At 59.0% G+C, this 12,991-nt stretch carries 12 protein-coding genes; 7 read left to right on the forward strand and 5 right to left on the reverse strand.

Going from position 1 to position 12,991, the window contains the following annotated elements:
• The first annotated feature begins 74 nt into the window (after window positions 1-74).
• The gene (gene betI / locus EBB79_RS13705; RefSeq protein WP_127749408.1) at window positions 75-650 is read left to right on the forward strand and encodes a choline-binding transcriptional repressor BetI; all 576 of its coding nucleotides are present in this window, start codon (window positions 75-77) and stop codon (window positions 648-650) included.
• A 5-nt stretch (window positions 651-655) separates the two neighbouring features.
• On the opposite strand, the gene EBB79_RS13710 is transcribed toward betI, so the two are convergent.
• Window positions 656-1,510 carry a DMT family transporter gene (locus EBB79_RS13710; RefSeq protein ID WP_127749409.1) on the reverse strand — a complete coding sequence of 285 codons (855 nt, stop codon included), beginning with the start codon at window positions 1,508-1,510 and terminating at the stop codon, window positions 656-658.
• A gap of 212 nt (window positions 1,511-1,722) precedes the next feature.
• On the reverse strand, window positions 1,723-2,328 hold the full coding sequence (locus EBB79_RS13715; protein WP_127749410.1) for a LysE/ArgO family amino acid transporter: 606 nt from the start codon (window positions 2,326-2,328) through the stop codon (window positions 1,723-1,725).
• Window positions 2,329-2,461: 133 nt separating this feature from the next.
• Here EBB79_RS13715 and EBB79_RS13720 point away from each other — a divergent pair, with 133 nt between their 5' ends.
• From EBB79_RS13720 to EBB79_RS13730, 3 genes are all read left to right on the forward strand, one after another.
• Window positions 2,462-3,346, forward strand: coding sequence for a LysR family transcriptional regulator ArgP (locus tag EBB79_RS13720; protein ID WP_127749411.1), 885 nt, complete (start codon window positions 2,462-2,464; stop codon window positions 3,344-3,346).
• Window positions 3,347-3,397: 51 nt separating this feature from the next.
• A complete protein-coding gene (locus tag EBB79_RS13725; protein WP_127749412.1) occupies window positions 3,398-4,246 on the forward strand; it encodes a COG3904 family protein in 849 nt (282 codons plus the stop codon).
• A 233-nt stretch (window positions 4,247-4,479) separates the two neighbouring features.
• Window positions 4,480-4,665 carry a peptidyl-tRNA hydrolase gene (locus EBB79_RS13730; protein ID WP_127749413.1) on the forward strand — a complete coding sequence of 62 codons (186 nt, stop codon included), beginning with the start codon at window positions 4,480-4,482 and terminating at the stop codon, window positions 4,663-4,665.
• Window positions 4,666-4,752: 87 nt separating this feature from the next.
• On the opposite strand, the gene EBB79_RS13735 is transcribed toward EBB79_RS13730, so the two are convergent.
• Entirely contained in the window at window positions 4,753-5,493 is a 741-nt protein-coding gene (locus EBB79_RS13735) for a YebC/PmpR family DNA-binding transcriptional regulator (protein ID WP_127749414.1), read from the reverse strand.
• Window positions 5,494-5,612: 119 nt separating this feature from the next.
• Between EBB79_RS13735 and EBB79_RS13740 the strand changes: the two genes are divergently transcribed.
• The 3 genes from EBB79_RS13740 (at window position 5,613) to EBB79_RS13750 (ending at window position 10,027) form a co-directional block, all read left to right on the forward strand.
• Window positions 5,613-7,385, forward strand: coding sequence for an SLC13 family permease (locus EBB79_RS13740; protein ID WP_127749415.1), 1,773 nt, complete (start codon window positions 5,613-5,615; stop codon window positions 7,383-7,385).
• 109 nt (window positions 7,386-7,494) lie between these two features.
• Window positions 7,495-8,376 (forward strand): bile acid:sodium symporter family protein, encoded by an 882-nt coding sequence (locus EBB79_RS13745; RefSeq protein ID WP_127749416.1) that lies wholly within the window; start codon window positions 7,495-7,497, stop codon window positions 8,374-8,376.
• Complete coding sequence (locus EBB79_RS13750) at window positions 8,369-10,027, forward strand: FAD-binding dehydrogenase (protein WP_127749417.1); 1,659 nt, start codon at window positions 8,369-8,371, stop codon at window positions 10,025-10,027. Before EBB79_RS13745 ends, EBB79_RS13750 begins: the two co-directional genes overlap by 8 nt.
• A gap of 82 nt (window positions 10,028-10,109) precedes the next feature.
• Here the strand turns inward: EBB79_RS13750 and EBB79_RS13755 are convergent, their stop codons facing one another.
• The gene (locus tag EBB79_RS13755) at window positions 10,110-10,865 is read right to left on the reverse strand and encodes a YbaY family lipoprotein (RefSeq protein WP_127749418.1); all 756 of its coding nucleotides are present in this window, start codon (window positions 10,863-10,865) and stop codon (window positions 10,110-10,112) included.
• A 107-nt stretch (window positions 10,866-10,972) separates the two neighbouring features.
• The gene (locus tag EBB79_RS13760) at window positions 10,973-12,748 is read right to left on the reverse strand and encodes an SLC13 family permease (protein ID WP_127749419.1); all 1,776 of its coding nucleotides are present in this window, start codon (window positions 12,746-12,748) and stop codon (window positions 10,973-10,975) included.
• Between the last annotated feature and the right edge of the window lie 243 nt (window positions 12,749-12,991).

Raw genomic sequence — 12,991 nt, forward strand, 5'->3', positions numbered from 1 at the left:
GGTATGACCATTCAAGTTTTCACAAAATGACATGAGCAGTTGCAACCGCACAGCAGCTGACGCAATTATGCGGCATGACCAGAAAACGCATCCGCGACATTCGCAACGAAGAATTGATTAAGGCCACTATCGTGGCGGTGCATCGACATGGCTATGGCGTTGTAACGATGGCAGACATTGCCCGCGAGGCTGGTGCCTCGGCGGCCTCTATCAACTATTACTTCGGCTCCAAAGAGGGCCTGATGGAGGCAACAATGCGCTACCTGTTGTGCAAGCTTCAGGCCGCAATGATTACTGGATACAGCGGTGCATCAACCCCGACAGAGCGGCTTTATGTGGTGATGGATGCCAACTTCTCGGATCAGCTGTTTACGGTCGAACAATGTAGCATCTGGATGCAATTCTGGGCCAGCGCGCCGTATTCTCCGCATCTGGCGCGCCTGCACCGGGTGAACCGGTCGCGTGTGCGCAGCCATTTTCGCGCCGAATTGCGCCACCTTCTGCCTGCCGATGGTGTCGAGACAGCCCGTCAGGCGCTCCAGAACTACATGGATGGGGCCTGGCTACAGGCCGCACTATCTGATCAGCAATTGGACCCGGCGCAGGCCCGCTCAGCCGCCCGTCGCGTGGTGGACCTGGTGCTGTCCTAGCGTCCTTAGATGGCGGTATCCGGCGGCGTGATGGTGCGGCGCTTCAGAACAGCCTCACGCCAGGTGATAAAACTCACCGCGCCCAGAATCACTCCGCCACCACAGACCACCCAAATATCCACCGGTTCGGAAAAAACCAGTGCCCCCAATGCTGTGGCCCAGATCAGCTGAAGAAAGGTCACCGGTTGCGTCACAGTTAGCGGCGCCGAGGCAAAGGCCAGTGTCATTGTATAGTGTCCCGCAGTGGCAAAGCATGCGACCCCAAAAAGAACAGCCACCTCGGTCAAGGTTGGTGTCACCCAGACCGCCAGCGCAAAAGGGGCTAGCCCCAGTGTCACCCAGATCGACATCATCGCCACGACGACCACAGGATTGGTGCCATCCACCGTGAATTTGGCCAATAGATAGGAGGCGCCGAATGCAATCGCCGCAAACAACATGGCGATATGCCCGGGCGAGACCTCGCGAAAACCAGGCCTCAGGATGATCAGCGCGCCGATCAAGGCAGCCAGGACCGCAGCAATCCGGCGCAGCGCCAGACGCTCACCCAAAAACAGGGCCGCCCCTAGGGTGATATAAACTGGCGACAGGTAGTTCATGGCCGTCACTTCGGCCAAAGGGATCTGGGTCATGGAAAAGAACCACAGGATCACACCGATCGTATGCGCCCCGCCGCGGGCGGCAAACAGCCCCCACATGCGGGTGCTGATATGAGTCCGGCGGATGGTGCCCAGCATTGGCAGCAAAAACACCAACCCCATCATATAGCGCAAAAAGGCCATCTCGGCGGGCGGCACCCGGCTGCCCATGGTTTTGACCAAAGCTGTCACTGCGACAAAGCACAGGCCAGTGATTAACATCCATAAGCCGCCCTTCAGGGGCTGGTTCTGCGTGTTTTGCTTCATAGTGTGGACACAACACCCAAACCCGAGCAGGTACAACCCTTAACATAGCAATCACCCCCAAACACCACCGCCGTCCGCTTTGCAGGGCGGGACAGGGGTGGGCGGGTGGGCTGGCCTGCCCTGCAAAGCGCATATGCCCCGGACCGCACGGCCCAAAGGACAGAGCCTCAGATCAACAGCAACTTGACTGCGATCGCCCACATGGTCAGTCCCACCAGCACATCCAGAACCTGCCAGGCCCGCGGCCTTGCAAACAGTGGCGCCAGTGCCGCCGCACCATAGCCCAGTGAAAAGAAAAACGTAAAACTCGCCAGTGCGGCGCCGATGCCAAACCACAATGGCTGTGGGTACTGCGCCGAAATCGCGCCCAGCAACACCACCGTGTCCAGATAGACATGCGGGTTCAGCCAGGTCAGCGCCAGAACGGTCGCAAGGATCGGCAGCAGCGTCACCCCGACCCCGGTGCCATTTTCCGCCTCCAGACTATCGCCGCCGCGCCAAGCTGCCAGCAGGCTGCGCGCGCCATACCAGACCAAAAACGCCGCCCCGCCCCAGCGCATGGCCTGCTCAAACCAGGGCCACATCAGGGCCAGAGAGCCAAATCCCATGACGCCAGCGGTGATCAGCACGGCATCCGAAGTGGCGCAGGTCAGGCAGATCCAGAATACATGCTGGCGGCGCAATCCCTGACGCAGCACAAAGGCATTCTGCGAGCCGATCGCCATAATCAGGCTGAAACCAAGGGCAAATCCGGCGAATAGGCTGGGGGGCATGGGCGGGTCCTTTTGTCTGTTCAGACCTGACTACGGCAGCACCCGCTTGCAATCAAATTAAAGATACTCAACACAATTAAGTTTTGCTAATGTGCTTTCACCCCGCAATCCCCCCAAACAGCAAGGATCAGCGATGCACTTCCCTCCTCATCACTTGGCGGCCTTGGCACATGTCCTGCGACTTGGCAGCTTTGACGCCGCGGCGGCGGCTCTGCTGGTTACCCCCTCGGCGATATCACAGCGCATAAAGGCGCTGGAGGACCAGGTGGGCGGCACCCTGGTGCGACGTGGCCCACCCTGCACCGGCACCGAGGCAGGCCTGCGGATTGCCAAACACGCCGAGGATATCGGGTTGTTAGAGGCGCAGCTGTCCCGCGAGTTGGCGCTGGACCGTGATCCCGCCAGCACCCGGCTGAAGGTGGCGGTCAATGCCGACAGCCTGGCCACCTGGTTTGTCGAGGCCATGGCTTCGGTTGACGGTGTCTTATTCGATCTGGTCATCGACGATCAGGACCACAGCGCCGAGTGGTTGAAACGGGGCGAGGTGTCGGCCGCGGTGACCGCGCATGGAAAACCAGTCACCGGCTGCGACGCCCATCCGCTGGGGGTATTTCATTATGTGGCCTGCGCCAGCCCGGCCTATATGCAGCGATGGTTCCCCAATGGGGTCACCACCGCGGCCGCGGCGCGGGCACCCTGTTTGATCTTCAACGCCAAGGACGCGTTGCAACGCAGGTGGTTAGAGCAGAATGTCGCCCCTGGCCTAGCGCCCCCGGCCCATTTTTTGCCGTCGACACAAGCCTTTGTCGACGCCGCTGTCGCCGGGATGGGCTGGGGCATGAACCCGCTGGAGTTTGTACGCCCGCAAATCAAGCAGGGTATACTGGTGCCCCTGCTGGCCCAAACCAACCTGCAAATCCCTTTGACCTGGCAAGTCAGTCGGGTGATGGCACCGGCACTGGCAGAGGTCACCCAGGCCGTGCTCACCTCGGGTCGGCGCCATTTGGCCCAGACATAATCCTGGCTGGTCTGGCTTGAACTGGCGACACCAATCGCCCAAGTTGCTGACATGACTGACCGCATTCCACTGCCTTTGCCCCATAGCTTCTGGCTGCACCTTGTGCTGCCCCGTGCCGGGGTCCTGCTGGCACTGGTTGTCATTGGCACTGCGCTTAGGGTGCCGGTTGGGTTGCTTTATGTCCTGCTTGCCGCTGACGTCGTGTTATTCGTCAAGCAAGCCCTGCGGTTTCAAGCCAGCGCAGACAACCACCTGCGCGGTATGGGCGGTATGACACTGATCTGGGGCGGCTATCTGGTGCTGCTGGTTTTGGTCTTCGCCTCGATCTCGCTGTGGTGGGGGGCCTTCTTATTTGCCGGACAGCCTGTTGAGCCCCCCGAGTTGTTCACCGACCGTATGGACCGACAATATGCCGCCGAATATGAGCTGACCCTGTCTGATGATCACACGTCTTTAACTTTCAACGGCACCATTACCCACGGCCTAACCAAACGCGTCACCACCTTGATGGCCGAGAACCCACAACTTGACACTGTCATTTTGACCAGCATCGGCGGCCATATCTACGAGGCGCGCGGCTTTGCCAATTTGATCCGTGCCAAGGGATTGAACACCACCGTCAAAGGCGACTGCAGCTCCGCCTGCACATTGGTTTTTGCCGCTGGCACCCAACGCGGTCTGTCTCCCGGTGCACGGCTGGGCTTTCATAGCTATGCGTTAGAGTTTGGTCCGGCCTTGCTTAATCTGGACCTGAAGAAAGAGCAGGACAAAGACCGTGCCTTTTTCCGAAGTCAGGGAATTAATGAATCGTTTTTAATCCAAATGTTTGACGAACCCAGCACTGGTCTTTGGTATCCCAGCCGCGCCGAGGCCCAACAGGTTGGGTTACTGACGCCGTAGATCAACATCGACATTCATCAGAAAATTCAGATGACGTCAGAGCTTAGAATATTGTGTCGGGTCCAGCCCAAGGGCGAGGCCCGACCGGTTTTTGTTAACACATCCGTGACAAACCTTACCTTAAATCATTGCATTTAAAAGATAATTTTATATAAGCGGGCTGGAATTCTGAAACCTTTTGTTTGGACTCTCATGCGATCCCTATTCTGGTGAGACTGTGGGGACATGACACAATGCTAGACGGAATTTACGACGAAGAGGTCGCTTTGCGGCGCAGGCTGTTGTTCAGGCTATTGCGCAGGTTCAATTTCGATAAACCGCTTTATAAATCCGAGGCGATTTCGGATCCGGTGCCGCGCGCCCTGATTACATCAGACTATCTGCGGTTTGACCACGGGCAGCCGGTTGCCAAGGCCTAGCCCGCATTAAAGACCCAAGGACACCAGATACAAACCAAAAAAGGCCCGCCGATCAGGCAGGCCTTTGACTGTTTGATACGCAGGCTTTTACAGCTGCTCCATCACCTCGTCCGAGGCCTCAAAGTTGGTGGTGACGCGTTGAATGTCGTCGTCATCTTCCAGCGCATCCACCAGCTTCATCAGCTTTTGCATGGCGATCAGGTCCATTTCAGTGGTTGTGGTGGGTTTCCAAACCAATTTGGTGCTGTCGGATTCGCCCAAAGCCGTTTCCAGCGCGTTGGACACATCATTCAGATCAGTGTCTTCGCAATAGATCGTGTGACCCTCGTCCGAGCTTTCGACATCTTCAGCGCCAGCTTCGATCGCCGCTTCAAAGACAGAATCAGCATCGCCCACAGAGGCGCCGTAGGTGACCTCGCCCTTGCGGTCGAACATGAACCCAACCGAGCCGGTTTCGCCCAGGTTGCCACCATTCTTGGAAAAGGTAGAGCGCACAGTAGAGGCGGTGCGGTTGCGGTTGTCTGTCATTGCCTCGACGATGATGGCAACGCCGTTGGGGCCATAGCCCTCATAGCGGATTTCTTCGTATTCGTCGCCTTCACCCGCAACCGATTTCTTGATCGCGCGGTCAATCACATCCTTGGGCAAAGACTGGCTTTTGCCCTCTTTGATTGCCATCCGCAGACGCGGGTTCTTTTCTGGATCCGGATCGCCCATTTTGGCGGCGACGGTGATTTCCTTGGACAGTTTCGAGAACAGTTTCGAGCGTGCAGCGTCCTGACGACCTTTACGGTGCTGGATGTTTGCCCATTTTGAGTGGCCTGCCATGGTCCATCCCTATGCTGATTGACGTTTGGCGCACATATAGCCCCGTCTGGTGGCAGCTTTCAAGCGCTGGCCGTGCGATCCGTGCTTGTTCCGGCCCCGCCAGCCACTAAAGTGCCCCCATGACATTAGATCAAATCATATTATTCTCGCTGTTTGCCGCCGTCTTTACCCTGCTGGTTTGGGGGCGGTATCGCTATGACCTTGTTGCCTTTGCCGCGCTGATGGCGGGCGTGGTGCTGGGTGTGGTGCCCACCAAAGATGCCTTTACCGGTTTTGGCCACCCGGCAACGCTGGTGGTGGCGCTGGTGCTGATCGTCTCGGCCGGGTTGGTGCGCTCTGGGGCGGTGTTCCTGATCACCCGCACGCTGGTGGACGCCTCGCGGGGGCTTGGCAGCCATATCGCGCTAATGGGTGGGATTGGCGCGGTGCTGTCGGCGTTTATGAACAACGTGGCGGCGCTGGCCCTGCTGATGCCAGTGGATATACAGACCGCGCGCAAGGCCGGGCGCGCGCCGGGGCTTAGCCTGATGCCGCTGAGTTTTGCCACCATTCTGGGCGGCATGGTGACGCTGATTGGCACCCCGCCCAACATCATCATCGCCGCAATCCGGGCCGAAAACTTTGGCGAGCCGTTTCACATGTTCGACTTTGCCCCGGTGGGCGGGGTCGCAGCCATAACCGGACTGGCGTTTGTGGCGCTGATCGGCTGGCGGTTTATCCCGACCCGCGACGACGCCGGATCATCGGAAACGCAACTGGCGCAGTATATTGCCGAGCTGACCGTACCCGAAGGCTCGCCTCATATTGGCAAGCGGTTGGGACAACTAGACGCTGAGGCTGAAAAGGCGGATGTGGCTATTCTGGGTCTGATCCGCGACGGTAAGCGACGCTATGGCCGCGCCGCCGGGTCGCTGTTGCGCGCCGGGGATGCGGTACTGCTCGAGGCGACCCCCGAGGCGCTGGACGAGTTCCGCACCACCCTGTCGCTGGATTTTTCGGATCAGGCGCGACAGGAAAAACTGACGGCCGAGGGCGAAGGACTTGAGGTCATCGAGGTCGTGGTGCCTGAAACCGCCCGTATTGCCGGTCGGTCCGCACAGTCCATGGGGCTGGCCTGGCGTCAAAGCACTGTGTTGATGGGCCTGTCACGGCAGGGTCGCCAACTGACCAAGCACATCCGCCAGACCGAGATCGAGCCCGGCGATATCCTGTTGCTGCTGTGTCCGCGCGATCGTGCCGCAGATGTAACCGCCTGGCTGGGATGCCTGCCACTGGCCACCCGAGGCCTGGCGGTGACCGCCAATGACAAGACATGGTTGGCTATTGCCATGTTTGGCGCTGCGGTTCTGGCCGCCTCGGTTGGGTTGCTGTATCTGCCGGTGGCATTGGGGCTGGTGGTGGTGGGCTATGTGCTGACCAAGATCCTGCCGGTGGCCGAGATCTATGACCATATTGAATGGCCCGTGGTGGTGCTGCTGGGATCGATGATCCCGCTGGGCTCGGCACTGGAAAGCTCGGGTGGGACGGCACTGATTGCCGATGCCCTGATCAGTTTGACGCAGGGGTTACCGGCCTGGGCCATCTTGACCGTGCTGATGGTGGTGACGATGACGCTGTCGGATGTGTTGAACAACACCGCCACCACAATTGTCGCCGCACCGGTGGGCATCCAAATGGCCAATACACTGCAGGTTTCGGCAGATCCGTTTTTGATGGCCGTGGCCGTCGCCGCCTCGGCTGCGTTCCTGACCCCGATTGGCCACAAGAACAACACGCTGATCCTGGGGCCCGGCGGCTATCAGTTTGGCGACTACTGGCGCATTGGCCTGCCGCTGGAGGTTCTGATCGTGGCAACTTCGATCCCGGCGATACTGGTGTTCTGGCCGATGTAACTGCCGCAGCGTCCGCTCTGGCTAACCTCACGGCAATCAAAGCGTATTGCGCTTGGCACAGGCGATGACGCGCCGCTAATCTGCCTGGAACCACCTGGGGAGGCGCGTTTTGGACAGTTTGATCACAATTTTTCTACCACTATCACTGGCGATCATCATGCTCTCGTTGGGCATCGGCCTGGAGATGTCCGATTTCTATCGCATCGCCCGCCGCCCCCTGGCCTTTACCATTGGTGCGATCAGTCAGGTTCTTCTCCTGCCTCTGATTGCCTTTGCCGTGTTGGCCCTGTTTGATCTGCCGCCAGAATTTGCAGTCGGGGTGATGTTGCTGTCGTTCTGTCCCGGCGGGGTGACCAGCAATATTCTGGCCAAACTCTCGGGTGGTGATGTTGCCCTGTCAGTGTCTCTGACCGCGGTGATCAGCCTGCTCAGCATTCTGACGGTGCCGTTTTTTGCGGCCTGGTCGGTCACCCATTTCATGGGATCCAGCGCCCCTGAGGTCAGTATCACAGGACTGGCCATTGCCCTGTTCGTGATCGGCACCCTGCCAGTTCTTGCCGGTGTTGCCATCCGCCACCATGCGCGCGGATTTGCCTTGCGCATTGAGCAGGGATTGTCGCGGGTCTCAGTTGGACTGCTGGTCCTGATCGTCACTGTGGTCCTGTCTGCAAACTGGTCAACCTTCGTTGAAAATGTCGCCATCATGGGCCTGACTTTGATCACGTTGAACCTGCTGCTGCTACTTGTCGGATACGCTTTGGGTCGTGCCGCGCGGTTAAGCGGACCTGAAGTGCGGACAATATCAATCGAAACCGGCATTCAAAACTCAACGCTTGGCATCACACTGGCCGGGCTTATCACCGGAGTCACAGAGGGCTTTAGCGCCATGGCACTGCCCTCGGCGGTCTATGCGATCACCATGTATCTGGTCGCCCTGCCCTTTGTGCTTTGGTTCCGCAGTCAAAAATCAGGAAGCTCCTATCATGGTTGAAACCGCAGATGCGATTGTTGTAGGGGGTGGGTTGGCCGGATTGGCCGCTGCCGCCGAATTGGCCGACCGTGGCAAGAAAGTCATCCTGTTGGATCAGGAGCCTGCCCATTTTCTGGGTGGTCAGGCCCATTGGAGCCTGGGTGGGCTGTTCATGGTGGACACCCCCGAGCAACGCCGCATGGGTATTCGCGACAGTCTGGATCTGGCGCTGAATGACTGGATGGGCAGCGCCCAGTTTGACCGCGCTGATGATCACTGGCCGCGTAAATGGGCTGAATCCTATCTCGACTTTGCAGCGGGTGACATGCGGCCCTGGCTGCACGCGATGGGCTTTCGCTGGTTCCCTGTTGTGGGCTGGGCTGAACGCGGTGGTGGCAAGGCTGAGGGACACGGCAATTCAGTGCCCCGGTTCCACGTCACCTGGGGCACCGGGCCCGGCGTGGTCACGCCGTTTGCCAACCGGGTGCGCGCCCATATTGCGGCGGGGCTGATCGATATGCGCAACCGCCATCAGGTCAGCCGCATTCTGACCCAAAACGGCGCCGCCACCGGAGTTGCGGGCGAGATACTGGCTGATGATAATGCGGTTCAAGGGGCCAAGACCAACCGTCAGGTGATTGCCGATTTTGAGGTGCAGGCGCCCTCGGTGATTGTTGCCTCGGGCGGGATTGGCGGCAATCTGGAGCTGGTGCGCAAGAATTGGCCACGCGACCGGTTGGGCGAGCCACCCAAGGACATGGTCGCCGGGGTGCCCTTTCACGTCGACGGCCGAATGATCCCCATCGCCGAAGCGGCAGGGGGACATGTGATCAACGGCGATCGCATGTGGCATTACTGCGAGGGCCTGCGCAACTGGGACCCAATCTGGCCCAACCACGGCATCCGCATTCTGCCCGGCCCCTCGTCGATGTGGTTTGACGCCAATGGAGACCGCCTGCCCTCCCCCTGCCTGCCGGGGTTTGACACATTGGCCACCCTGAAAGAGATCCTGAAAACCGGGCATGGCTACAGCTGGTTTGTGCTGTCGCAAAAAATCATCGAAAAAGAATTTGCCTTGTCCGGGTCTGAACAAAATCCAGATCTGACCTCGGGCAAATGGCTTGAGGTGCTGCGGGCACGGTTCTTGTCGCGTGGACAGGCCCCGGCACCCGTCGAGGCCTTCAAGGAACACGGCGCTGACTTTGTCGTCGCCGATGATCTGGGCGCACTGGTCACCGGCATGAACAAGATTGCCGAGGTGCCCCTGATTGAGTCGCATCTGCGGCGCCAGATCGTGGCGCGCGACAGTCAGGTCGACAATCCCTATGCAAAGGACGCGCAGATCATCGCCATCAATGCTGCGCGCAACTATCGCGGCGACCGGCTTATCCGCACCGCCAAGCCTCACCGGATTCTGGACCCAAAGAACGGCCCGTTGATTGCGGTGCGGCTGAATATCCTGTCCCGCAAAACACTGGGCGGATTACAGACCAATCTGGACAGTCAGATGCTGGGGCAGGATGGCACCGTGGTTCCGGGCCTGTTTGCGGTGGGCGAAGCCGCAGGTTTTGGCGGCGGCGGCTACCACGGCTACAACGCGCTAGAGGGGTCCTTTCTGGGCGGATGTATCTTCTCCGGACGCAATGCCGGGCGCTCAAAGGCGATTGCCTGAACTCTTAGCGCAGTCCCACACCCAACCTTGGACAGGGTCGGGTGTGGGGCGGGAAACACAGGCGGCCTGAGTGCCGCCCGGATTACTTTTTCAAAGCCAAACGCATCAAAACAGAGCCATCCTCGGCGATCATCTGCAACATAGGCCCTTGCCGGGCCAACGATTTGACCTTGGGCATCGTCGCCAGAAAATCACTTTCCTGAGTATCCAGCTCAGGGGTACAGGCCATCATCGTGCCGGCCAGCCTATCTGGAAAACGCACCTCGGTTCCGGTCAGTTCGGCCTGCCCCATGAACCGGTTACAACCACCAGAGGCAGAGAATTGCCCGTCCCTGGCAAAGGCAAAACCGGGGTCGCGACCTTTTTCAACCGGAGTGCCGTTCAGCTCGATCAGCGTCCATTTGGTGTCGTCCAGTTGCAAATTCACCTGGCTCGACGTGGGTGAGACCATTTTTACGATCATATCTGCCTTGTCCCCTGCGCCCCGGGTCAGAACCGGATAAGTCGTATCGGTGACAAACAGCAATTCTCCATCCAGCGTTATCCGCGCCGAGACGGCATAGCTGTTGGTCTCAAGGATCTGACTGTCCAGGAAGGTGAGAGAATAATCCTGTGGCACCGCCGTCAAATCGTAGTCCTGCGCGGCTATCAGTTTGGACGCAACATCCATCAGTGACACATCGCGCAGCTCGACCAGCAGCTTGGCCCCCGGCGGCACTGCGATACGCTGCAAGTAGGTCACGCTACCCTCGACCGTGCCTGCCCGCGCCATCGACGCCCCAGCGATTGCAGTGGCTGCCGTCAAAATAATGGCCATAAAACCCTGTTTGAAACCCATTGTCCCAACCTCATAAAAACTCAATCCAAACCTATATGAGGTCACAAGTCGCGGAATTCATCACCCTGTCCTGGCAATCGGCAAGACTACGCCACGTCAGCCGCGTTTTACAGCGGCCAAAACAGCGGGATCAGCGCCGAGGCCAGCAACCCAACCGTCAGGTTCAGCGGAATGCCGACGCGCATGAAATCGGTAAAACGATAGCCGCCAGGTCCATAGACCATCATATTGGTCTGATACGAGATTGGCGTGGCAAAGGTTGCGCTGGCGGCGACCATCACTGCGATCACCAATGGGCGGGGTTCCACCCCCATCGACAGGGCAAGACCAATCGCCACCGGCGTCAGCACCACAGCCACCGCGTGGTTGATCAGCTCGGACAGAACCGAGGTCAGCAGGTAGATGGCCCAAACGATGAAAAACGGTGGCAGATTGCCAATCAATGGGGCCAGCGCATCCACGATCAGCTCGATCGCGCCCGATGTTTCAAGTGCCGTCGCCACTGCCAGCATGGCAAAGATCAGCGCCAGAAGGCGGCCGTCAATGAATGAAAAGGCCTCGTCGCTGTCGATGCAGCGGGTCAGAAACACGGTGGCCATGGCCAAAACGGCCAGTAACAGGATCGGCGCAACACCCAAGGCCGCCAGGGCCACAATGCCAAAAATCGCAGCCAAAGCGATGGGCGCATGGCTGCGGCGATACGCGCGGGCCGAGGGCTTGGTCACGTCGACCATATCCATATCCGCCGCCAGCCGCTGGATGTCATCCGAGCCACCTTCAAGCAGCAGGGTATCGCCGACCCGCACCACCAATTCATCCAGCTGCTGGCCGATATTCTGGTTGCGCCGGTGGACGGCCAAAACATAAACACCATAGCGGCGGCGCAGGCGCATTGCGCCCAGCGATCGGCCAATCATCCGGCAACCCGGTGTGATCAACACTTCGACGGTTGAAGTTTCCACCGCCGACACCTGATCAACCCGCCGCAGTTCCTTGTTGCTTTGCAGGCTTAGCAGCTCGGTCATCTTGGTGCGCAACACAACCCGGTCGCCGACCCGAAGCTCGACCCCTTTCAGGTCACGGCGCAAGGAGACATCGCCCCGGATCACATCGATCAGCCGCACACCGGCACGTTTGAACAGTTGCACCCCGGTCACTTCGCGCCCTATCAGGTTACTTTCGGGCGGGATCACCGCCTCGGTGAAGAACTTCATCGTGTGTTTGCCGGACAGCATCGTCGCCATGCTCGAGCGATCCGGCAACAGGCGCGGCGCGATATAGCGCAGGTAGATCGCACCCCAGATGACCAGGAAAATGGCCAGCGGTGTGATCTCAAAAATGGTAAAGGGTTCCAGCCCATTGGCCCGCGCTACACCATCCACCAGCAGGTTGGTCGAGGTCCCGATCAGCGTCAGTGTCCCCCCCAGGATAGCGGCATAGCTTAGCGGGATCAGCATCTTACTGGCGGAAATACCCAGTTTTCGCGACAGCTGCACAAACACCGGGATCATCACGACAACGACCGGAGTGTTGTTCACAAAGGCCGAGGCCACCACGACAAAAAGCATCAGCGCACCGATTGCGACGGCAGGCCGTGAATCGGCCTGGGCCTCGGCCAGTTCAGTGAACCATTGCAGCGCGCCCGTGCGCACCAGTGCGCCCATGACGATGAACATTGCAACGATGGTCCAAGGGGCCGGGTTCGATAATACATGCAGTGCGTCATCGTAGGGCAAGACCCCCAATGCCAGCATTGTAGCGGCGCCACCTATTGCCACCACTTCAGCCGGGTAGGCCTCGCGCATGAACAGCACAAACATCACCGCGACAACAACCAGGGTCACAATTGCCCCGCCAGTTTCAGAAAAAGCTAACAAATTCATAGGAATGTCCGTGGCCCTTTTTACTCTATTTGGTCATCGCACGATAGGTTCTCTGGTACTATCGCCGAGTTCGGCTAGAACGTGTTTCGTGGAAAATACCCCCTGAAACACGCATTCCTGTCGACCTGTTGTCCTAAGCAGGCAGTTTCTCTGATAGCCCCAGCAGAGGCAAGCGGATCCCTAGTCGAGACCATATGGTCGGTCAGCACGGGAGAATATGCAACAATTTGCCCCACCCCTGCC

The organism is Parasedimentitalea marina, assembly GCF_004006175.1.
GTDB classification, from domain to species: Bacteria; Pseudomonadota; Alphaproteobacteria; order Rhodobacterales; family Rhodobacteraceae; genus Parasedimentitalea; species Parasedimentitalea marina.